This is a genomic window from Hyphomicrobium denitrificans 1NES1 (assembly GCF_000230975.2).
In the GTDB taxonomy this organism is placed as follows: Bacteria; Pseudomonadota; Alphaproteobacteria; order Rhizobiales; family Hyphomicrobiaceae; genus Hyphomicrobium_B; species Hyphomicrobium_B denitrificans_A.
Genome location: NC_021172.1, coordinates 2,567,931 through 2,589,817, shown reverse-complemented (window position 1 = coordinate 2,589,817; position 21,887 = coordinate 2,567,931). Strand labels below are relative to the sequence as shown.

Below are 21,887 nucleotides of genomic sequence, written 5' to 3'. Positions count from 1 at the left end.
TAGCGCACGCGTAGCGTTGAACAGAGTCCTGAGCGGCGCATTTCGCGTTCGCGTGCAGCGGGGGAAAAGGCGGCTATGACGTTTTCGAAAGTGCTCGCTTTAGCGAGCCTCGCGCTTATCACGGGAGCGGCGCCAGGCTGGGCGGCCGACTGGGGTGGCGTCAAGGACATGGGCGGCGGCGTTCCGGTCCCCGTCCCGGCACCCGCGCCGGTTCCAACGTTCGATGCCGATTCCGACTGGTACGTCGGCCTCGCAATCGGCGCCAACGTCTCACAAAGCGCGACCATCAAAGATAGCGACATCAACATGCCGGTGAAGGACAGCGGCGATATTGGTGCGTCGCCAATTTTCAGTGGCAGCTTCGGTCGCTACATCACGCCTTCGCTCCGCGCTGAAGTCGTTTTCGACTATTCGCCCGACGAGCGGCTGACGGACAAAGGCGTGCTCGTATACCAAACCACACGGTCGAATTTTTTGGATACAAACACTTATAACGTCGAGCGCTACGACACAGTAAAGCTGTCGCGGACAACTGGTCTGTTCAACCTGCTCTATGATATTCCCACCGGAACGCGCTTCACCCCTTACATCGGCGGAGGCGCCGGCTTTACATGGCGCAAATTAAGCCGAAACTCTTCAGAAACGGCAACCTGCAGCGCAACGGCGGATTTCCCGGCACAAACATGCGTGAGCGGTCCTGGTCTGCCGACTTCGCAAACTCTGACCGCAAGTTCATCGACGAATGAGCGCTTCGACTTTGCCGCGGCCGTGCAGGCCGGCATTGCCTACAATATCACTGACCAGATCGTCTGGGATAATGGCTGGCAGATGCTTTGGGAGGGTGGTGCGATCGCAGTTTCGGCACCAAGCATCGCCAACGAAAACCGTATCGTCTACAAAGATTCCATTCTGCAGCAGTTCCGTTCCGGCATCCGCATCAGATTCGACTGAAAGCTGCGCACCTTGTGTTTCGGTACCCAAAAGGGCGGTCGTTTCCGGCCGCCTTTTTCGTTGGCCCTAACCCAGAACCGCGACGAATGCGTCCTGTACGGACGAGTTTTGGACCCGCAAAGTCCTCCAGAGGCCAAAAAACGAAAAAACCCGCGTCGCTACAGCCGATTTTTTGCTCAGACCATCTCGTGCTAAGAGGCGCGGCCCGTCGCGACGACGGGTACAGCAACGGGAATGAAATGTCCGCACCAGAAAAACCGAAAAACAAGCCCAATCGGCCGTTCTTTTCCTCCGGCCCTTGCGCCAAGCGCCCGGGATGGCGCCCGGACGCGCTGAGCAATGCACTGACGGGACGTTCGCATCGCTCTGCCGAGGGCCGCGAGCGTTTGAAGCTCGCCATCACGCTGACGCACGAAGTCCTGCGCGTGCCGGAGGGCTACAAGGTCGCGCTTCTCCCGGGCTCCGACACCGGCGCCGTCGAGCTTGCGATGTGGAACTTGCTTGGGGCGCGTGGCGTCGACGTGCTTGCCTGGGATGTCTTCGGACGCGTCTGGCTGCGCGATGTCGCGGAAGAGTTGAAGCTTCCCGATGCGCGCACGATGGATGCCGAGCCCGGCCACTTGCCGGATCTTTCCAAAGTCGATTTCTCACGCGATGTCATTTTCACCTGGAACGGTACGACGACCGGTGTTTGCGTGCCGGACGCGAAGTGGATACCGGACAATCGCCAGGGTCTCACGATCTGCGACGCAACCTCGGCCCTGATGGGGCAAGCCATCGATCTCAACAAGATCGACGTGCTGACCTATTCCTGGCAGAAAGCATTTGGTGCCGAAGCTGCGCACGGCATGGCCATCATGTCGCCGCGCGCCCTGGAGCGCCTGGCATCGTACACGCCGCCGTGGCCGATCCCGAGGCTGTTCCGCATCAAGAACAAGGGCGAGATCGTCCATGATGTCTTCGAAGGCGTGACGATCAACACGCCGTCAATGCTGTGCGTTGAGGACTATCTCGACGCCCTCAACTGGGTGAGGGAGATCGGCGGCATCGACGCTACCATTGCGCGCACGCATGCCAATGCTCAGGCTCTCTATAGTTGGATCGATCGAACGCCTTGGGTCGAGGCGCTCCCCATCGACCCGAGGACGCGCTCGGAAACGTCCGTCGCAATCCGGTTCGTCGAGCCCGACGTCATGGCGCTAGGCGAGGCGAAGGCACTCGCCGTGCAGCGTGAAATGGTTCGCCTCCTCGAAAGCGAGAAGGCGGCACTCGATATCGGCGCCTATCGCGGTATGCCGATCGGTTTGCGCATATGGTGCGGCCCGACCGTTGAGGAGGCGGACCTCCTCGATCTGCTGCCCTGGCTCGACTGGGCGTATGCCGAGGCGCGTCGTAAAAATGGGCTTTATAGCCATAATTTAAGCCCGGCTAAGGATTAACCCGGCCATGAGTCAATGCTTTTTCTGGACCGGCGTATCGGCCATAATGGCGGTCGTGCGCCCGTAGCTCCGGGGAAGGGCGGCGCTTGGATATCCGGAACAATATTGAAGGTTTTAGCGAGATGCGTTTTGCCCTTGCGGCAGTACTTCTGGCTGCCCAGTCCTTGAGTGCGCATGCCGCCGACGTTTCCGCGACATCGACAGTTGATGCCGTGACTGTTTTTCTCTCGGGCGCTGAGATCACGCGTCTCGCCAAGGTGAAGCTCGATAAGGGCGAACACACGATCATCATCGGCGACGTGCCTGCGAGCGCCGTTCCAGGATCGATCCGCGTCGAAGGCAAGGCGACGGGCAGGCTCGATATCGGTTCCGTCGATACCGCGCGCAAACTTTTGCAGCGGGAGGAAAGCCAGGCCGCCGATGTCAAACGTAAAGAGCTTGAGGATCGGATCGAGCAGCTCAAGGACGAACGAACGACGGTCGACGCGCAGGCACAGGCTGCGGCGACCCAGAAGAAGCTGATCTCAAATTTGGCCGAGCTGCCGAAGCGGCCGCAATCCGCCGAGGCACCGGCAGGCACCGGCGACGATTGGCAGAAGATTTTATCTCTCATTCCTCAAGCCGCGAGCGATTCGGGCAAGCTCGCCCTCGATGCCCAGCAGAAGATCCGCGTCATTGATCGTAACATCAAGGATCTCAGGAACCAGCTCGCGTCTCTCGCGCCGGCCAAGACCGAGCAGACCGAAGTTCGCGTTTATGTTTTTGCCCAGACGCCCGTCGATGCAGATCTGACGATCCACTATCAGGTTCCTGACGCAAACTGGGCGCCGATCTACGATGCGCGTCTACAGACGGGCACGAAAACCGAGCCGCCCAAGCTGACGCTCGCCCGCCGCGCCGCGGTCTCGCAAAGGTCGGGTGAGGATTGGACCGGTGTATCGCTGCAGCTTTCGACCTCACGCCCGTCGGATGGCGCGTCCGCCCCGCCGCTCGACACGCAATTCGTCGATTACGAACAGCCACCGAAGCCCGTTGCCGCTGCGGCGCCTTCCGCAAACCTTGAGTTTGCGAAACGTGATCGCGCCGCCGACAGCCGCGCGCTCGGCGGCCTCGCCGCTGCGCCTCCACCGGCTCCGGAAGCGGACGCCGCTCCCGCTGAGGAAACCGTGGCGAAACTCGCCAGCGCGCCTTTCGAAGCGACATTCGAAGTACCGGGCCGGACGACAGTTGCGGGCAACGGCGACGTCAAGCGCGTTCTGCTGATGTCGGACGACATCGAGCCGGTGCTTGGTAGCCGCTCGGTTCCGAAGCTCGATCCCAACGCTTATCTCTACGCCAAGATCAAGATCGCTAAGGGTACCCCGCTTTTGCCGGGCCGCGTCTATCTGTTTCGCGACGGTACCTTCGTCGGTACCGGCGATATGCCGCTGCTGCCGCCAGGACAGGAGCATAATCTCGGCTTCGGCATTGATGATCAGGTTAAAGTCAAGCACGCAGTGCTCGAAGAAAAGCGCGGCGAGAGCGGGCTGATCTCGACGTCGCACGTCGATAGTCGCAGCTTCCGCGTCAACGTGAAGAACCTGCATGAGCGGCCGATTAGCGTGACGATCCTCGATCGCATCCCCGTTTCTCAGAACGACGAGATCAAAGTCGAATATACAGGCCGCGCGACGCCGACGACCCAGAATGTCGACGATCGGCGCGGGGTCATCGCATTCGAGGAAAAGCTCGATCCCGATGAAGAAAAGATATTCGAGTACGGCTATCGCATTTCGTGGCCCGCGTCGAAGTCGATCGTCTACGGTCCATAAGCGAGTCTGCCGGGATTTAAGTTTCTGAAAAAGAGAGCGGTGTCGCCGCATGGCCCCGGCTGAGGTCGGGGCCAAGTCATGAGAAGGTGTGAGAATGACGAACGTTGTCGTGGTCGGCGCCCAGTGGGGTGACGAGGGCAAAGGCAAAATCGTGGATTGGCTGTCTGAGCGCGCCGATGTCGTCGTGCGATTCCAGGGCGGCCACAACGCCGGCCACACGCTCGTCATCGGCGGCAAGACCTTCAAGCTGTCGCTGCTGCCATCGGGCGTGGTCAGGCCCGATAAGCTTTCAGTCATCGGCAACGGCGTTGTCCTTGATCCCTGGGCTCTCGTCGCGGAAATCGAAAAACTCAGAAAGCAGGGCCTGACGATTACTCGCGACAATCTCCGTGTTGCCGAGAATGCGACGTTGATTTTGCCTTTGCACCGCGAGCTCGATCAGCTTCGCGAGGAAGCTGCTGGCACCCAGAAGATCGGCACGACCGGTCGCGGCATCGGTCCCGCATACGAAGACAAGGTTGGTCGGCGCGCCATCCGCGTGCAGGATCTGGCATCGCCCGAGACGCTCGGACCGAAAATCGATCGCGTCCTTGCGCATCACAACGCCCTCCGCCGCGGCCTCGGCCAACCCGAAATGTCGAAGGACAAGCTCATTGCCGAACTGACGGAGATAGCTCCCCAGCTCCTGCCGTACATGGATGTCTCGTGGGAGTTGCTCGATATCGCGTGGCGCCAGGGTAAGCGCATCCTGTTCGAAGGCGCGCAAGGGGCGCTCCTCGACGTCGATCACGGAACGTATCCGTACGTCACGTCTTCGAATACCGTTGCTGCTCAGGCAGCGACGGGGTCGGGCATCGGTCCCCGCCACGCTGGATATGTGCTCGGTATTGCGAAGGCCTACACCACCCGCGTGGGCTCGGGTCCATTTCCGACCGAATTGACGGACGCTATCGGAGAAAAGATCGGCGAACGAGGCCGCGAGTTCGGTACAGTGACCGGACGTAAGCGCCGGTGCGGTTGGTTCGACAGCGTGCTCGTCCGTCAGGTTGCGAAGGTCTCGGGGATAGATGGCATTGCCCTCACGAAGCTCGACGTTCTCGACGGCTTCGATACGATCCGCATTTGCGTCGGCTACACGCTCGATGGGGAACGGCTCAATCGTCTCCCTGCGAGTGCCAGTGCTCAGGCGAGAATTATTCCCGTGTATGAAGACTTCGAAGGTTGGTCCGAGTCGACGCAAGGCGCACGCCGGTGGGCCGATCTGCCGGCCCAGGCGGTCAAATACGTCCGTCGTGTCGAGGAATTGATCGAATGTCCGGTAACCCTGCTTTCGACTAGTCCGGAGCGTGCCGATACCATCCTGATGAAGGATCCGTTCGAATAGTGCCGATGAACAAGCGGTTTTGACCAAATGCTAGGTTGAATCCGGACTAATTAAGCTGGCAATGTAGATAACGAGTTTTGAGATGGTAGGTGCGTGAAGGGAGGAAAGATCGCGCATGAATCCGTCGACGCGATACGAACGATTGACGTTCCTGAGACGCGATAAATCATTCGACCCGGAAGCCAGCCAGACGGCCCTTACCCTCCAATTCGAATCCGAGCCCGTAGTTAAGATCCAAACCAAAGGAAGACGTACGTTTTTCCTGCGAAGACACTTTTCCGAGGAGGAAGAATCTTTGGTGGTGTATCGTGTCTTCGTCGACGAGGGATCGGCTGCAGCAGGAGAAAATGAAGTCGGCTATTGCCGGCTCAGGCAGCCGGAGAATGGCATTGTCACCATCGCCGGCGCGGAGGTGAAAGAAGCGTTTCGGAAGAAGGGTATCGCCACCGCCGTTTATGACTGCATCGCACGGGACATGGAACGTGCAGGAGCGCTTCTGTGGCCAGTCTCTCCGACCAAGATGACGGATGCGGAATTCAAAGTCTGGTGGCGGCGTTCGCCGGCTCTTGTCTTTTACTATCCCCATCGCGAACGGCTCGGGTTCGAGCCGCGGCGTGAGTTCGAGGCGTTGCTGAACGAGGGTGGCGTTGGCGCGGTCCGACAGGTAGACGCACGACCCGCCGCCACATCGGGATTCCGGAACAAGCTTGCTAACCTGCGACGGTGGTTTGCTTCCAAGGTCCTCCGCGCCGAGGATTGACGCGCAATCTGTTGCCAGGATCCCCAACGCGAGATCTAAAAGAGCGCGTCGGCAAGGCGCGCGGCGGCAAATGCAGCCACAAAGCAAACGGGAAACGTAATCAGCCATGCCATGACAATCCGCTGCAGCACGATCCAGCGGATATCGGACATGCGTCGGCTCGCAGCCGCGCCGGCGATGGCGCTGGTGATCGTGTGCGTCGTTGATAGCGGAACGCCGAATGACGAAGCACCGAAAATGGTGAAGCCCGCAGCGGCTTGCGCGGCAAAGCCTTGCCAGGACTGAAGCCGCGTCATGCGCGAGCCGAGCGTCTGGATGATGCGCCAGCCGCCGGCGGACGTTCCGAGCGCCATTGTCAGCGCGCAGATTAAAACGACCCAGAGCGGGATCTCGAATGTCTGGAATACGCCCCCAGCGAGCAGCGTCATCGCGAAAACGCCCATGAATTTCTGGCCGTCATTGAGTCCGTGGTTGAAGGCCAGAAAACATGCCGCAACGATCGACAGCCGGTCGAACATCCTTTTCGTACGCACAGGTTTCGACGCGCCAGTCAGCGCGACTGCGATGCGCCCGATGATGTAGGAGGCAACGCAGCCGAGAACGACCGACAGCAGCATGCCGATGATGACTTTTTCCCAACCGACCCACTGAAGAGCCTGCCACCCGCCTTTGGCGAAGGCCGCACCCGCGAGTCCCGCGAGCAGGGCATGCGACTTGCTGATCGGGAGGCCGGCGTGTGCTGCGAATGTGCCCCATGCCACAATACTCAGCATCGCGGCGGTAATCGAAGCGAGCGTCAATGCGCTTGGATCGACTATCCCCTTGCCGACGGTTGCCGCCACGGCCGTTCCCGACATGGCACCGAGCGTATTCATGACCACGGCCATCAGGATTGCAGTCTTGGGAGATAGAACTCCGGTGGCCACGATCGTTGCGATGACATTCGGCGCATCTGTCCAGCCGTTGACGAACTCCGCCATCAAAATCGTCGCAAGGGCGAATATGAGCGCGAGCGAAATGGCGCTCATTACGTCTCCTTGCGCGCCAGCGAGACGATGAGCTTGCCGCAACGCTTGGCATCGTCCGTCATTTCTTCAAGCATCGCGTAGAGCCTTTCGAGCGCGATGAATTCGAGTGTGTTCGACCCCGGAGCCGAGAACTCCGCGACCAAGCCGCGCTCCGCGCGTGCGATGATGCGATCGGCTTCCGACTCCGCGTCGTTGATGGCGCGCGCCAGATCTCGCACATGTGCCACCGACAGCTTGCGGTTTTTGAGCACCTCCACCAGATTCCGCATCGCGTGGATCGACCGCTCTCCGGTCACGATCAGCTCGCGCGCCTCGGGGCGGAGTTCGCCCAGAAATCGTTTGTAGATGTCGATATGCGCTGCCGCGCCGCGCATTCCGTCGATCACGTCGTCGATTTCGTCCGTCAGCCGCATCGCATCGGGAACGTCGAAGCGCATGATGAACGCATTATCCAGAAGCTCGTGAATCGCATCCACGATCTGATCGGCGCGGCGCTCGAACGCGACGATACCGGGTAGGTCCTGTCCATCCGTCGCGCGGAAATGGGCTGCACACTCGACCCCGACGTTCGCGAGGCGAACCATGAGATCAGCAAACTCGTCATTTTGCGATGGACCGAATAGGCGCGCAACTGCACCCGACGGACGCTTCGGGTTCTTCAAGTGATGTCCCTTCTCATATGAAGACTCAATATGGTCCTGCACCCACAAGATAGGCCATTTAAGGGAGCTCATGAACCGACAGACACATCTTCGCACGTTTCGCCCACATCTCATTCGAGGGGCAAAACGTCACTTCGCATCTGCACACGAGCGGGATGTGGTGAATTGGCGGTGTTTCGAGGAAGAAAGGGAAATCAAGCGTCGGCCAGCGCCAAGATCAGCGCCCGCAGCTTCGGTTCACGGACTTTGCGGCTCGCAGTCTCGATATCGAACCAGACACGATTGCGCTGGGCCTTTTCTTTCCATTGTTTTTTTTCTTTTTTTACCCAGAGCAGGTAAACAGTCACTTCAATCAACCGGACATTTTCCTTTTCGATTTTCCGGTATCGATAGCTGCCGTAGGGTTCCTTCGCAATTTTTCCGGTAACGCCCGCCTCCTGCCTCGCTTCGCGTGCGGCTGCCGCGCTGTCTGTCATCCGCTTCGATGGCCATCCTTTGGGTATGACCCATCGCCCCGTGTCTCTGGAAGAGACAAGAAGCACCTCGATCGTGTTCTTCGGCGCTTTACGCAGCGGCAACGCGCCGACCTGTTTCAGTGAAGGCATGGTTCGATGATGGTTGGAAACGGCAGCAAAAGGAAGCCTGCACAACAGACTTCATGTGCAAAGCATGGGTCGCAATACGTTCATTCTTACGAATTTGACAAGCGCCGATTTGCAACTCTCGCTTTGATGGCGGGCATCCGATCGGCTAAAGACAAATAGTTGGCTGAAATCCGGGGACGTTGAAATGCACGCCGCACGAGGTTTGATGCTCGCCGCGCTCGCTGCGGCGACAGTCGCGCTTGCGGCGAATAAAGCAGAAGCTGATGGCGATCAAACCTGTCCGGCGGGCGCGCTTGGGGTATCGAGAACGATCGAGGTGGATACGACGGGTGGTCCGTGGTTCGGTTCACCCCACGGCGATCCCAATTTCCTGCAGCCTAAAGAAGTCGTCTTGACCTTTGATGACGGGCCGTCACCCAAAGATACGCGCGAGATTCTGGCAGCGCTCGCGAAGGAATGCACCAAGGCGACGTTCTTCGTCGTCGGCGAAATGGTCGCCGAGCATCCCGAGGTCGTAAAAGAGGTCGCCGAGCAGGGGCACACGATCGGTGTCCACACATGGTCGCACCCGAATCTCGCGCGGCTGGCTCTTGACGACGTCAAGCGCGAGGTCGAAGCGACGTTCGACGCGGCCCAGAAGGCGAGTCCGGCACCCGTCGCGCCCTTCTTCCGCTACCCCTACCTCAGCAGCAGTCAGGCTACGGTCGATTACATGAAGAGCCGCAACATCGGGCAGTTCGCGGTCGATATCGATTCGCAGGATTGGCGCGCGCGCAGCACCAAGCCTGTCATCGCGCGCGTGATGGCGGGGCTAGAGGCACGCGGCCGAGGTATCATTCTGATGCATGATATTCATAAGTGGACCGCTGACGCCGTCCCGCAGATCCTCGCGCAGCTCAAAGCGGGCGGCTACAAGGTCGTCCAACTGAAGGCCAAGACTCCGGTCGAGCTGATCGCGGACGTCTCGCCGCCCGTAAAGCCGTCACATCCCCAGCTTGCCCGCAAGCGATCCAAAACCGCAGCAGGGAGAGTCAAAGGCAATCGCCGCAGGATGGCGTTGCGCTTTCGCAAGCCATCCGCCTAGCCGCATTCGCTTAGCTTTGGCGGCGAGGCGGCCAGCTTAGATATGTCTACGGCCCAGGATTGGGCGACGGCGCGGGGCCGGTCGGGCTGGCATTCGGCGAAGACGGTGACGTCACCGGCTCGCTGATCGTCGATCCCCCGGTGTTGGTTTGGTCGGCCATGGGTGTAACGTAGAAGTACCAAGTAGCCAGGCCGAACGCGATCAGCAGCACCATGATCAGTACGTTCAGTGCACTATCGCCCGAGCGGACCGCATCGTCCAGATTTCTGGGTCTGCGTATGTCGTGTAAGATGGCCATTTGCCTCCTCCTTGTCCTAGGAGGCTAACGGGCTGCCGCCCGGCCGGGTTCCAACCCTCGGGCGTCTAGCCGCCGCCGAGAATGGCGATCGCGGGGTTCGTCTGCGTTATGTCGGTATTGTTGACATCATAGAGCGCCGAGAAGCGCGCCAGGAACTTGTTGAGTTTGTCCGGGTCCTGCAGGTCGCTGATTTTCAGCTTTTTCGTGATCATATTCGCCTGCACGTCGATGTCCGCGTTCGACATGGATATCGGCAGCCCAAGCGCGGTTTGCGCCACCTGCAGAAGTGCCTTGTCGGCAAGGATCGAATAGGCCGACGTGATTGTCGGCACCATGCGCTGGAAGTAGAGCGCCAAGCGTGCCCCTTCGTTCTGGACGCCTGCATTTTCCTCCAGCGTTTGCCGCGCGTAGGCATCGGTCGTAGCGACGATCTGGCTGCGCGTCTGCACCTGCTGCAAAGGCGTCGCGAGATCGTTGCCGTCAGTGCCGAAATTGAATGCGACAGCCATCGCGCGATAGGCAGAATTTTCCGGCTTGTTGATGTAGCTCTTGGGGTCCGTCGGATCGCTTGTCAGGATCTTGCGCAGGGTATCGTTGGAAAGCCCTTTATCCTGCAAGTCGAAGGCCGTGAGTGCAAAGGTCACGAGGCGCTTGTCTTTCAGGAACTCGTCCACGTTCTTGATGGTCCCGATCGTGCTGCCGTAGTAGGAATCTTCGTCCGTCGTCTGGTTGTTTTGTACGGTGGGGTCCCCGGTCTCTTTATTATAGAGCTGGATGGTCGAAACCAGGCTAGCGTTCACCTGCGCCGAACTCGCCGTTTTGGCGTTCCCGTTCGCATCGAAATTGAACGCAGCCGCCAGTTTGCTGTAGGCGGAATTGTGCGACATGTTCGCGAAGCTGCTAGGATCGCTGGCGTCGCTCTCCAGAACTTTCTCGATCGTGAGCTTCTGGGTTTTGCTTGGGTCGATCCCGAAGGCGCTCAAAACGAAATCATAGAGACCCGTATCCTTGATAAAATCCGACACGCTTCCGATTTTGGCGATGTCGGTCTTATAAAAATTGATTTCGGTATTCTGGAAATTCTCGGCGGCGGTCGTGTTATTCGTCGTGAACGACGAGACGACGCCGTCGATCTGCTCCGCGGTTTGGGCCGCGGCGCCGTTGATCGAGCCATCTGTATTGAAGTTGAAAGCGGCGGCGAGCTTGCGGTATGCGTCATTGCTCTGCGTGTTCGCGAAACTATCGGGATCTGATAGATCGCTCGTCAAGACGTTGCGCAACAATTGCGTCGACTGCTCGGATGGATCGAGTCCAAAAGCAGTTTCGAGATAGCTGACGAGACGTGAATTGCCGAGCAGGTCGTCGACGGACGTAACCCCCGCAATCGCATTTTCATAATACTGCGATTTGAACGCAGCCCCTGGCGCGCTGGTGCCGGTGCCGGACGCATTATAATACTGGTAGACGGTATTGGCGATATTGTCGCTCGATTGTGCCGAGCTGCCGTTGATCGAGCCGTCAGTGTTGAACGAGAACGCCGCGGCCAGTGTTTTGTACGCGGTATTCGGCAACTGGTTGGCGACGCTGTTGGGATCTGACAGATCACTCGTCAGAACCTGCTTGATCGTCGCGTCGGATGTGATGCTTGGATCGAGGCCATATGCCGTCAGCGCATAGTTCAGCAGGCGCTTGTTGTTGATCAGGCCGTCGACCGATGTGACGTTGCCGATGTTCGCCTGATAGTACGCTGCATCGTCGGCGGCCGTCGCGCCTTTGTTCACCTGTTGCTGAGTATAGAGATTGACGAGATCGGTTTGGTCGCTGGCTTCCTGCGCCGTGACCGGCTGCTGGGCGACCTTTCCATCCGTCGAAAACTGGAACGATTGGGCGAATTTCAGGAAACGAGGATCGGTCAGCTTTCCGACAAAGCTCTGTTTCAGGCTGTCGGACGTGCTGATATCGCTCGTCAGAACCTTCTTCATGAAGGCTTTGGCATACGTCATGTCCTCCAATCCGTAGGCCTTCATGGCATACGAGAAGAGGCGATTGTTGTTCATGAAATCGTCAACCGATTTCACCTTGCCGATGTTCGCGTTGTAATAAGCGGTCGCGCTCGAAACATCCGACTGTGCCGAAACCCGCGCAAGCGACCTCGACATGTCCGAGGCGTAGCTCGTGTAGGTAAGATAAGTCGAGATCATCACGGGCCTTCGCTTCGCATTACGCACGAATTGCGGGAAACGAGAGCACCGAGGCTAGAGCTGGCAACTTGCATGAACCTGCCTCGGCAATGAGTCGCCGGCGAATGCGCGCGGAATCGGAATGCGCATGCAATCCGACGTGCGTGCGAACTTTTCGAATGGTCCTGTGAATTGGTTACCAGAAAGTTATCGTCGTGCGGGAGCAGGATGCAGCGAATCAGGCGTGCAAGCCGTTTGACGGAATGGCGGCGATGAGCCCGCGGTATTCCGCAATGGCTCCGTCCTTCAATTCATGGGCGAGCACGCGCGCCGGATTGACGGGCCCGGGAAAGACGATCTGGCCTGCAGGCACAACTTTGAAGCCGAACCGGCCATAGTAGGGATCGTCTCCGACGAGCACGACGAGGGACGTGCCGCCGGCGCGTGCCGCCGCGAGGGCTTCATTCATCAGCTTCGTGCCGAGGCCGATGCCCCGGTGCTGGGGATCGACGGCAACAGGTCCGAGAAGGGCGGCGCCCGGTTGCCCTCCGATCGTGATTTCGGTCATCCTGAGGGACGCGACGAGTTCCCCGCCAAGATGCGCGACGAGGCAATACCGCGAAAGATGCCCCTTGCCCTCGCGCACGCGGTACGCTGAGCGCGCGAACCGTCCAGGCCCAAAGACTCGGGCATGCAGCCGCGAAATTTCGGGAACGTCTTGTGGGACGGCTTTGCGAATGACGAGGGGAGGAGACATGGAGTTTGGAACTTCCGGCGGGCGAATGGAGCGCCTTCTAGCACACTTCGAACGGCGCGCGACCCTCGACGGCTTGACGAATGCGCGCGGCATCTGGGGCAGGAAGGCCGGCCGGCAAGGCGTCCAGGCCAAAAAACGACAGGTCGGGCGCGGCCGGGGCGACGTCCTGCCGCCATTGTCGCACGACGTATAATCCAGTCAGCCCTTCCGGCTCCGGTACGCTTTCGCCGAACATCCAGAAAAGGTCCGGGCGGAAAACGATCCGAATTCGATAGTCCTCCATCAGAAAGCGACGGAGAGTATCGTCCAGCGCCTCTCCCTTGCGGACCTGGGCCCGCGGCAATCGCCAGCCGTTTTCCGCATCTGCTTTGATAAGAGCGATCCGGTATTCGGCGTCGATAACGCACGCTTCGACTGCCAGCGCGATGCTCCGCGTCGCCCGCCAGTAAACTCTCAGCCCGCGCATGACGATCTTGCTCAAGAACGTCATACCTTCCTCGTCCCAAATGCCGTCTGCCGCACAGACACATTTGCTAGTTAGCATACTGTGCTAGATTGTGCCTGCCCTGCCGCCGCTTCATCTCTCCAAATGACAGAAACCTTTACGCTCGCGCACTTTTCCGACGTGCACATGTCCCCGATTTCGGGGTTTGGCTGGCGCTATTGGAATGTCAAGCGCGTGCTCGGCTATCTCAATTGGCAGTACAAGCGCCGTCACGTGCATTTCACCACCGTAGCCGACCGTCTGATCGCGGACGCTCACGCACTGAGGCCCGATCACATCGCGATCACCGGCGACCTCGTGAATCTGGGGTTGCCGGCCGAGCATGATGCGGCCCTCGCTTGGCTGCGCCGCGTCGGCTCGCCCGACCATGTCACGGTCATTCCCGGCAATCACGACATCTACTCCAGTATGCGCGGCGACCGGGGCGTGGCGCGCTGGGCGGCGTACATGGGCAGCGAAGAGGACACGCTGGCATTTCCTTTCGTGCGCCGCGTCGGGCCGCTTGCTCTTGTCGGCTTGAATTCCGCGGTCGAAACACCCCCCTTTTTTGCGAGCGGCCTACTCGGAGCGCACCAGCTTGAGATTGCGCAGGAGCAGCTTTTAGGGCTCGACGAAGAAGGCGCGATCCGCGTCGTACTCATTCATCATCCGCCGCTCGCTGACATGACCGCATCTCGACGCCGCCTCAAAGACGCGGCGCATTTCGCGCACCTGCTCGAACGCACAGGCGCGGAACTCGTCCTCTACGGGCACAATCATATACCCGCTGTCGATTGGCTGCCATCGCGTGGAAAACCTGTACCGCTGATTGCTGCTGCATCCGCGTCAGCCGGCACCGCGTACGGGAAGGAGCCGTTGGCGCGCTATAACCTTTTCACGTTTTTCAGAAACCCGTCAGGTCTTCGCATTCGTCACGTCGTGAGAGGCTTGGAGACGCCCGACGGCCCCGTCACAAAGATCAGCGAAAACTTTCTCGAGACAGACGACTGATTCAAGATGACGGCTTTGTAGCGGCTAATTGACACGCGAACCCGCGTCGTTGGATCGCGCGTGAGAGTCGTGTTCGACGCATTACTTTCTGACTTAATCGCAGAAAGAAAAAATCGCGTGTACGTGCGTTGGGCAAGATGGCGCGAAATTGGAACACCGCTGATCGTCGGATGCGCATCTGCATCTCGGACGCAGTGCGACTGCAGCTTGTATCTGCGTAACTAAAGCGTGTGAAAGATCGGGCGTCGTGCCGCAGGTGCGATGACATTGGGCTGCCGCGAGCGTTAATGATAATCATCGCCGGCGCCGCTCAGCGTTATGAGCGGTGCGTGCGGGGAGCATTAAAATTTGCCGAAAATGGCTGACATAAATCTCGCCCTTCAAGGCGGCGGGGCTCATGGTGCCTTCACCTGGGGCGTTCTCGATCGTCTTCTCGAAGATGAGACGTTACACTTTGGCTGGATCAGTGCGACGAGCGCCGGTGCGGTCAATGCTGTTGCTTTTGCTGCCGGGCTCGCGGAAGGTTCACGGGAAAAAGCCCGCGAGAAGATGTATAAGATCTGGCAGGCCATCTATCAGGCAGGCGTTCCGGATCTGACGCGCCTCAACCCCTTTCTCAATGGGTTGGTGCGACCGTCGCAACTGACGACGCACATCGCGACGATGCTGTCGCCTTACGAGTTCAATCCGCTCGGCTTCGATCCGCTTCGCCGGGTCATCACCGATCACGTCGATTTCGATCTCGTGCGCACGAAATCTCCCGTCGAGCTTCTGATCGCGGCAACCCACGTCGCAACGGGCCGCGCGCGTCTGTTTCGTCACGATGAAATCAGCGTGGAAGCCGTGCTTGCGTCCGCTTGCCTGCCAATCCTGCACCACGCTGTCGAAATCGAAGGTTCGGCCTATTGGGACGGAGGCTTTTCCGCCAATCCCGATCTCGTGACGCTCGCCAGCGAAAGCCCGGTTAGTGACACACTGCTGGTCATGGTCGCATCGCGCGTCAACACCAGGCTGCCGACGACGGCGCGCGATATTTCGAACCACGCCAACCGTCTGACCTTCAATGCGCCACTGCTGCGCGACATCGAGGTGATTACGTCGGTGCGCGAAACGTGCACCGGAGCATTGCTCACCAAAGGACGGCTGGCTCCGCTCGGCCGTCACCGTTTCCATCTGATCGACGGCGGCCCGATTACCGGCACGCTCAATCCCGAGACGTCGCTGAAGCCCGACTGGGATATGATCACCTACCTGCACGGCGCCGGCCGCGACCACGCAGACAAATGGCTTGGCGTGGCGCGCTCGGCGGTCGGACGTCTGGAGACGGTCGACCTCGCAAAATACTTTTTTCCAGCCGTCGACGAAGGCGTTTCCTTTCGTCCGGCGACACCCGCAAAGCGCGTCACGGCGAAGCGCCGTGCCGCCGGCAGACGCGCGAAATAGGGTCCCGCCTTGATCTCAAGCAACGCTCGGCAGCGCATCGACGTTTTACATTGGCCGCTGCCGATGGAGATGCCTGTGACACCGTTCGGTTTTGCAAAACTATTGTTAGCGACGCTGTTGATTGCGCTTCTCGTTCACAGCGCAGGCAGTGGTGCTGCGTATGCCGAGCCAAGCCCGCTGAAGCTCGCCTTTCTCGGGACGAAGTTTCTGAACGATAACGAGAAGCTGGAGCCGACAACCGAGGCTGAGCGCCACCGGTTGGCAGCGTTGGAACAGCAGTTCACCTCATCCATCGAAAAATCGCGGGACTATGAGATCGTCCCTGTAACGGACGACGTGCGGGCCAAGATCGCGACCAGTCAGCCATTAGGGCAATGCGGAGGTTGCGAAGCCACGTTTGGAAAAGAACTGCACGCCGACCGAGTCGCATGGATGAGCGTGCAGAAGGTCTCCAATCTGATCTTGAATATGAACCTCTATGTCGCGGACCCGAAAACGGACAAGCTGACGTTTCTAAAAAGCGTCGACATCCGCAGCAATACCGATGAGTCGTGGTCGCGCAGCTTGAAATACCTGCTCGACAATTATTTTTTCGCCAAGACTCAGCCGACCAGCGGCTAGCCGACGAGCCGCGCGTAGCCTTCGTCGACGGTCTCGTCGAGGAGACGCTTATATTCGGCGTAAACGCTGTCCTTCGGTGTAATCTCTCCAAACGCCTCGCCGTCGAAACTTTCCCGCCGCGCATAAAGGATCGCCGTGGCGACGGGTATGAAGGTTGCGCGCTGCTTGTTGAGCGTGGTGATGATGCCGCGCATTTCGCCCGCGCGGTCGAGCTGCGAAACGACGATCATGCGCATCGCGCCCTTCGTCAGGGACACGAGGTGGATGAAGCTTGAAGACGCCGGAATGTAGAGACGCCCGCGGTGAGCATACGGCGCATCCGGACGGTCGCGTTCCTGGAACAGAAGGCTCGGCCACTCCGAATCCCAGCTGATTTCCGTGCGGTAGGATACGATCGTGTCGGGCAGCGAGAACGATCTGCGAAGGGTCAGGTAGCTGCCGACATAATGGTCGACGGCGACTTGTGCATAGGCGCCCATGTAGACAGGAGCGACGCCGCCCTGGGTCTTCGCATTCATTCCGCCGTTGTCTACGGCGACGGACTCCCCGTGCCAGGCGTCTCTCAGCCCATGGAAATCCAGCCCGAGCACCATGCAGACGTCGAACAGCGTCTGGTCGCGTACCGAACGGCCGCCCAGGAGGTTCTGAATGGTCTTCTCGTGGCAGTCGGAGGCGTCGGCGAGTTCCGCCTGGGTCAACTTCTTCTCGACCATCGCCGTCTTGATCCGGTCGAGGGCCTCGGCACGGTTCGTCACGGGACCGGGTGTGGGTTGCTTTTTCATGAACCACGCAAGCTGGGCTGAATGGCGGGAAGACAGTTGCGTAAAAATATCGATTTTTATCCCCCGCTGGCAATCGGAATCCGGCGTCAAAATTCGCGGTTCCGCTTGCTGCCGCTCCTTCGCTTCTGACGGGCTGATGTTTCCTCACCGGGAACGGCATCTTCAGGTCATCGGGTTCACCGCTGGGGTGGGCATCGAGCGAGATCAGGAGATGGGCACCGTGTCGGATACATTCACATTGAAACTTGCGGCGGCGATTTCAGCGGCAGCACTTGCGGCGCTTGCCGTCCTTGCGTCTCAGGCAGGGCAGGCGACGGCCCAGGAGTTCGACTGCCGCAAAGCCGGCATGGCCTCCGAGCGCACGATCTGCCGGAGCGACATGCTGGCGGCGCTCGACGAGAAGATGAGCGGTCTCTACGCCGAGCTGAAGCGATCCTATGATCGGAAAAGCCAGCGCGATCAGCTGAAACGCTATCAGCGCCAGTTCCTTGCGGCTCGCGACGGTTGCGCGCGCGATACCGAGTGCATCAAAGGAGCATATCTCGACCAGATCAGCGTGCTGGAGGCTCAGCTCGAACGCAACGATCGCCGAAGTGAGCGCTGACGGTTCAGCCTGATTGTGCGCGCTAGTTCATCACCTCGAGGCGGACGTTGGTCAAGCCGACGTTCGTCATGCCGAGAGTCTTGGCAGCCCCCTCCGAAAGGTCGATCACCCGCCCTGGCTTGAACGGGCCCCGGTCGTTGATGCGGACGACGACGCTGTCGCCCGTGTCGACCCGCGTGACCTTCACGCGCGTGCCGAAGGGCAGGGTGCGATGCGCAGCGGTCATGCCCGAGGGGTCGAAACGCTCCCCGGTCGCCGTCTTCTCGCCGACGCCCGCCCCATAATAGGAGGCGAGGCCCGTCAAGGCGCTGCTGTTGCCCTCGGGAATTGGACCGTGTAGGCCGTAGGGATGTACAACAGCCGCAGGATCGGCGACGGCTGCGGTTTTGGCCCGCGGGACGGAAAGCGTCACCGTCACGGTCGGCCGCCATGAGCCGATAGGCATTGCGCTGTGATTGGACGACTTGGCCGCCGCCCAAGGCCCCATCTCGAGCGCCCGGCTGGCGGGCTTCGCGAGGCCGTCGCTAAGATACTCGGCCCTGAGAGGGGCACCTGCGGCGACGATTGCCAGATTGAAGGCAAGCAAAGAACCAACTCGAGCGCATCGGTACACGCACATTCCCCCCGGAACCATGCCGAATCCCATCGACTATGCCGATTCGCGGGGCGAAAAAACGACGGAGGCGCCTGGTTCCCCAGACGCCTCCGTTATTCCTGGTCGTTGAAGGCGCTCAGCCGCGGCCGAGAACTTCGAGCGAAACCGGGGCAACACCTGCGCCCGTCATATTGATGGCCTGCGCGGCGGCGCGCGACAGGTCGATGACACGCCCGCCGACGAACGGGCCACGGTCATTGATGACGACGACGACGGACCGGCCGTTCGAACGGTTCGTCACCCGGACGCGCGTGCCGAATGGCAGAGAGCGATGGGCAGCTGTGAGCGCGCCGGGATTAAACCGGGCGCCGGAAGCCGTCATCTGGCCCTGCCAGTAATACGAAGCCATGCCGCTGGAGCTACCGCCTGCTGCGGCGTAGGACGCGCGGTGCCGACGAGCGGGAGCCGACGCATAGTTACGGCGAACGGCCCGGTTCCGGGAGGCGTATCGCGAATGCTTGGCACTCCGGTAAGGGGCATAGGCGTGCCTCGAATGCGAGGCTTTGTAGGAAACGCGCGACTTAACCGTCTTGTGAGAGGCGGTCGAACCGCAGACATAAGACGCCCCGTGGCAAGTCCAGGCAGCGTTGGCCGGAACTGCGCTGGCCGCCATGCCTGCAACACCAAATGCGGCAATAGCGATAAACGAACGCATAGTGCACTCCTTTTTAAGAGGAGCAGCAGCGTTTGCGGGTCGAATTGAGCGATTTCCCCCGCCTGCGGCCATTATGAAGGCTGCAGGACAACCGCCACCGTGGCGGCACCGTCGTTAATGTTGGGAGAAGTGACTCATAAAATAGGATTCCCTGAAAAGACCCGTAACCCGAACTCCAGAACCCAGTTCGAACTGCTGCCCGTGATGACTGGGGGAGACCCCGTCCTGGCGCCGCACAACGAGCATCGGACGGCTATGCGGTCAACCCATTGCTTCTACCACATTTTAACCATATTATTTAACGCATTGAAAAACATAAATGTTTATAGGTGCATCTTTGAGTTGCGTGACGTCCTGCCGCAGCTCGATCCGTACCCGAACGTCCATCCCGGCTGCAAACGGATATCTCGCCGTATCAAATGACTACCGCGTCGCAACAGAGTTTTCTGTCTGCGTACGTCGTATTTCGCGCAAGGAATTCAGCCGCGACAGGCGCGCCTTCAGCATTGTTGGGACGGCCCGCGGAACGCCCGGTGACAACCTCAAAGCCAGCCCTTCTTCCGGAAATAGAGGAACGGCACCAACCCCGACACGAACATCAGGCCAAGCGCCAGCGGATAGCCCCATGTCTCAGCGAGTTCTGGCATGTACCTGAAGTTCATACCGTAGATCGAAGCGACGAGCGTCGGTGGCATCAGCATCACGGCCATGACTGAGAATAGCTTGATGATCTGGTTCTGCTCAGTGGAGATCATGCCTAACGTCGCATCGAGCAGAAAGCTTGTCCGAGCTGATAGAAAGCGCAGGCTTTCCATCAAGGACGTGATGTCGTGGTTGGCGGATTCGATCCGCGCCATGATGCGTTTGTCGTCCTTGCGCTCCCTCACGGCGTTCGCAAAATAGAGGAGCAGCCGGTGAATCGACATCGCACTTTCTTGCGCTCTTGCGGTGATGTCGCCTTCTTTGCCGACCGTTTTCAAAAGCACGTCGAGTCGGCGGTCACGGGAATTCTGCGAGCCGTTCTGGCCGAATACGATCGGCGCCATGCGTTCGACCTGGTCTTGCACCCGCTCTATGAGATCCGCTTCTCGCTCGACGAGCATCTCGATGAGGCCGATCATGATGCCTGGGCCGCTCGCGCATGCCGGATCGCCCTTGGCTGCGCGTGCGACGTAAAGCGGAAAGGCGCGCGGATCGGCATAACGCACTGTCACGAGGCGTGTGCCCGATAATATGAAGGTGATGACCGACGTCATCGGCACATCCTGTGAGCTGTTGTGCACGATGATGGCGGTCATATAGTAGGCGCCGTTTTCGGTGTAGAAACGGTTCGACGCCTCGATCTCGCGCATTTCGGAGCGCGTCGGAACCTCGATACCGAGCGCCTGCTCGATGGTCTTGTCTTCATCCTCGGCTGGATTGAGGAGATCGATCCAGACCCCGCCGCTCGACAAGTTGCCGATTTCGGAGCGCGCGACCAGCTTGCCGCCGACTGCGTCGTACACAGTTATCATTGGCATACCTCTGAAAAATCAGTCGATTGCGACCACCTGGAAGGAGCGCTCAGAAACCTTTCAGTCGGTTCTCCGTGTCTGATCGCGAGACCAATTTCATGGCGGCTGCGGCAAGGCAAGCCTGCTAAGCTGAAAAACGACGATTAGGAAGAGTGCGGGTGCCCCGCGCTGCAACGGACTAGGATTGACGATGGCAAAAAAACACTCGGCAGCGATCTCTCTGGCGGCTGCAGGCCTCGCTGTCACAATGGTGCAACCGGCTTCCGCCGCAATCAAATGTTCGAACGGTTTCCAGCTTGTCGACGGCGCCATGCTGTCGACGCCCTATTGCCGCGACAACCTCGTTGCGGCAGTCGCGCGCCAATACGGCTTCAACGCGCCGGACGCCAAGGTCCGGAACAATCCGAATTTCAAACGCCACGTCTGCCGCTTCGTCGGCCAGGACATCCGCATCAAGGAAGCCTGTGATGAGGTGAACCCGAATGGACGCGGACGCTTTTGACGGCGGCCGCGTGCGCGCGAGCGCATCGGACAAATAGAGAATGGCGTCCGCTTTCTGCAAACGCCATCCGAGAAATCCGATTTGATCCGGAGCGTGCGCCGGGGCTTCACCCGAGATCGGGTGTCACTTCGCTGACATCCTTGGCACGGCGAACACTGCCATCGAACTGCGCGCCTTCGTCGATCGAGAGTGTCTGCTTGACGATATCGCCCTCGACCCGCGACGTCGCATTGAGATTGACCGACGATCCCTTCAGGGCGCCATTAACTTCGCCCTGGATGATGATCGTGCGAGCCGTTATCGTGCCGACCACGCTGCCCGTATCGCCAACTGTGACGGACTCCCCATGCACATCGCCCTGGATGTGGCCTGCGATTAGCAGCGAGCCCTTCGTCTTTATGACAAGCTGTTGTCCAGCGATGGTGATGTCCTGTCCGAGTACGGACGTTGGAGCGTCAACTGCCAGTCCGGAATGATGCTGCGCCGCACCGAAGAGCGGGGGCGCTGACGTCTTGATCGGTGAAATTGGCTGCGGCGTGATGGACTTGATCGGCTCGACGTTGCGCGGATCAGGCGTCGCTACGCGGTTAAACATTACATACCCCCTAACAATGACATCGGTTATCGCCGGTCCCGCGACAGCCGTTACACCACCTC

At 59.6% G+C, this 21,887-nt stretch carries 23 protein-coding genes; 11 read left to right on the top strand and 12 right to left on the bottom strand.

The features are described 5' to 3' along the window. Positions 1–75 precede the first annotated feature (75 nt). From HYPDE_RS12390 to HYPDE_RS19390, 5 genes are all read left to right on the top strand, one after another. Entirely contained in the window at positions 76–951 is an 876-nt protein-coding gene (locus tag HYPDE_RS12390; RefSeq protein WP_041320463.1) for an outer membrane beta-barrel protein, read from the top strand. A gap of 239 nt (positions 952–1,190) precedes the next feature. After that, positions 1,191–2,390: a phosphoserine transaminase gene (locus tag HYPDE_RS12385; RefSeq protein WP_041320462.1), complete on the top strand. Its 1,200-nt coding sequence runs from the start codon at positions 1,191–1,193 to the stop codon at positions 2,388–2,390. Between the two features lie 122 nt (positions 2,391–2,512). Beyond that, a complete protein-coding gene (locus tag HYPDE_RS12380) occupies positions 2,513–4,201 on the top strand; it encodes a mucoidy inhibitor MuiA family protein (RefSeq protein WP_051111999.1) in 1,689 nt (562 codons plus the stop codon). Between the two features lie 94 nt (positions 4,202–4,295). After that, a complete protein-coding gene (locus HYPDE_RS12375; protein WP_015598816.1) occupies positions 4,296–5,585 on the top strand; it encodes an adenylosuccinate synthase in 1,290 nt (429 codons plus the stop codon). A 298-nt stretch (positions 5,586–5,883) separates the two neighbouring features. Continuing rightward, positions 5,884–6,345, top strand: coding sequence for a GNAT family N-acetyltransferase (locus tag HYPDE_RS19390; RefSeq protein ID WP_187290830.1), 462 nt, complete (start codon positions 5,884–5,886; stop codon positions 6,343–6,345). A 35-nt stretch (positions 6,346–6,380) separates the two neighbouring features. On the opposite strand, the gene HYPDE_RS12365 is transcribed toward HYPDE_RS19390, so the two are convergent. The 3 genes from HYPDE_RS12365 to HYPDE_RS12355 all read right to left on the bottom strand — a co-directional run bounded on the left by HYPDE_RS12365 (position 6,381) and on the right by HYPDE_RS12355 (position 8,640). Next, positions 6,381–7,373, bottom strand: a complete 993-nt coding sequence (locus tag HYPDE_RS12365; RefSeq protein ID WP_015598814.1) for an inorganic phosphate transporter — start codon at positions 7,371–7,373, stop codon at positions 6,381–6,383. Continuing rightward, positions 7,373–8,035 carry a DUF47 domain-containing protein gene (locus HYPDE_RS12360; protein WP_015598813.1) on the bottom strand — a complete coding sequence of 221 codons (663 nt, stop codon included), beginning with the start codon at positions 8,033–8,035 and terminating at the stop codon, positions 7,373–7,375. The genes HYPDE_RS12365 and HYPDE_RS12360 overlap by 1 nt, the downstream gene beginning before the upstream one ends. Positions 8,036–8,229: 194 nt before the next feature. Beyond that, positions 8,230–8,640: an NUDIX hydrolase gene (locus tag HYPDE_RS12355; RefSeq protein ID WP_015598812.1), complete on the bottom strand. Its 411-nt coding sequence runs from the start codon at positions 8,638–8,640 to the stop codon at positions 8,230–8,232. Positions 8,641–8,824: 184 nt separating this feature from the next. On the opposite strand from HYPDE_RS12355, the gene HYPDE_RS12350 reads away from it, so the two are divergent. Next, complete coding sequence (locus HYPDE_RS12350) at positions 8,825–9,724, top strand: polysaccharide deacetylase family protein (RefSeq protein ID WP_015598811.1); 900 nt, start codon at positions 8,825–8,827, stop codon at positions 9,722–9,724. A gap of 46 nt (positions 9,725–9,770) precedes the next feature. Here HYPDE_RS12350 and HYPDE_RS18825 read toward each other — a convergent pair whose 3' ends face one another. The 4 genes from HYPDE_RS18825 to HYPDE_RS12335 all read right to left on the bottom strand — a co-directional run bounded on the left by HYPDE_RS18825 (position 9,771) and on the right by HYPDE_RS12335 (position 13,449). Beyond that, positions 9,771–10,022 (bottom strand): hypothetical protein, encoded by a 252-nt coding sequence (locus tag HYPDE_RS18825; RefSeq protein ID WP_015598810.1) that lies wholly within the window; start codon positions 10,020–10,022, stop codon positions 9,771–9,773. Positions 10,023–10,087: 65 nt separating this feature from the next. Beyond that, complete coding sequence (locus HYPDE_RS12345; protein ID WP_015598809.1) at positions 10,088–12,223, bottom strand: DUF1217 domain-containing protein; 2,136 nt, start codon at positions 12,221–12,223, stop codon at positions 10,088–10,090. Between the two features lie 217 nt (positions 12,224–12,440). After that, positions 12,441–12,959, bottom strand: a complete 519-nt coding sequence (locus tag HYPDE_RS12340; protein ID WP_015598808.1) for a GNAT family N-acetyltransferase — start codon at positions 12,957–12,959, stop codon at positions 12,441–12,443. 37 nt (positions 12,960–12,996) lie between these two features. Further along, positions 12,997–13,449, bottom strand: a complete 453-nt coding sequence (locus HYPDE_RS12335; protein ID WP_015598807.1) for an NUDIX hydrolase — start codon at positions 13,447–13,449, stop codon at positions 12,997–12,999. Positions 13,450–13,548: 99 nt separating this feature from the next. Between HYPDE_RS12335 and HYPDE_RS12330 the strand changes: the two genes are divergently transcribed. The 3 genes from HYPDE_RS12330 (at position 13,549) to HYPDE_RS12320 (ending at position 16,518) form a co-directional block, all read left to right on the top strand. Then, entirely contained in the window at positions 13,549–14,454 is a 906-nt protein-coding gene (locus tag HYPDE_RS12330; protein ID WP_015598806.1) for a metallophosphoesterase family protein, read from the top strand. A gap of 357 nt (positions 14,455–14,811) precedes the next feature. Beyond that, entirely contained in the window at positions 14,812–15,897 is a 1,086-nt protein-coding gene (locus HYPDE_RS12325; RefSeq protein WP_015598805.1) for a patatin-like phospholipase family protein, read from the top strand. Positions 15,898–15,966: 69 nt separating this feature from the next. Then, positions 15,967–16,518: a DUF3280 domain-containing protein gene (locus tag HYPDE_RS12320; protein ID WP_144061388.1), complete on the top strand. Its 552-nt coding sequence runs from the start codon at positions 15,967–15,969 to the stop codon at positions 16,516–16,518. Here the strand turns inward: HYPDE_RS12320 and HYPDE_RS12315 are convergent. Continuing rightward, positions 16,515–17,300: a helix-turn-helix domain-containing protein gene (locus tag HYPDE_RS12315; protein WP_015598803.1), complete on the bottom strand. Its 786-nt coding sequence runs from the start codon at positions 17,298–17,300 to the stop codon at positions 16,515–16,517. The genes HYPDE_RS12320 and HYPDE_RS12315 overlap by 4 nt on opposite strands. Before the next feature lie 220 nt (positions 17,301–17,520). Here HYPDE_RS12315 and HYPDE_RS12310 point away from each other — a divergent pair, with 220 nt between their 5' ends. Further along, complete coding sequence (locus HYPDE_RS12310; RefSeq protein WP_041321264.1) at positions 17,521–17,904, top strand: lysozyme inhibitor LprI family protein; 384 nt, start codon at positions 17,521–17,523, stop codon at positions 17,902–17,904. 22 nt (positions 17,905–17,926) lie between these two features. Here HYPDE_RS12310 and HYPDE_RS12305 read toward each other — a convergent pair whose 3' ends face one another. From HYPDE_RS12305 to HYPDE_RS12295, 3 genes are all read right to left on the bottom strand, one after another. Beyond that, complete coding sequence (locus HYPDE_RS12305) at positions 17,927–18,490, bottom strand: septal ring lytic transglycosylase RlpA family protein (protein ID WP_015598801.1); 564 nt, start codon at positions 18,488–18,490, stop codon at positions 17,927–17,929. Between the two features lie 145 nt (positions 18,491–18,635). Further along, complete coding sequence (locus HYPDE_RS12300; RefSeq protein ID WP_015598800.1) at positions 18,636–19,214, bottom strand: septal ring lytic transglycosylase RlpA family protein; 579 nt, start codon at positions 19,212–19,214, stop codon at positions 18,636–18,638. Positions 19,215–19,756: 542 nt separating this feature from the next. Further along, on the bottom strand, positions 19,757–20,728 hold the full coding sequence (locus HYPDE_RS12295) for a magnesium transporter CorA family protein (protein WP_041320461.1): 972 nt from the start codon (positions 20,726–20,728) through the stop codon (positions 19,757–19,759). Between the two features lie 190 nt (positions 20,729–20,918). Between HYPDE_RS12295 and HYPDE_RS12290 the strand changes: the two genes are divergently transcribed. After that, positions 20,919–21,230 carry a hypothetical protein gene (locus HYPDE_RS12290; RefSeq protein WP_015598797.1) on the top strand — a complete coding sequence of 104 codons (312 nt, stop codon included), beginning with the start codon at positions 20,919–20,921 and terminating at the stop codon, positions 21,228–21,230. Between the two features lie 106 nt (positions 21,231–21,336). Here HYPDE_RS12290 and HYPDE_RS12285 read toward each other — a convergent pair whose 3' ends face one another. Continuing rightward, positions 21,337–21,825 (bottom strand): bactofilin family protein, encoded by a 489-nt coding sequence (locus tag HYPDE_RS12285; RefSeq protein ID WP_015598796.1) that lies wholly within the window; start codon positions 21,823–21,825, stop codon positions 21,337–21,339. Between the last annotated feature and the right edge of the window lie 62 nt (positions 21,826–21,887).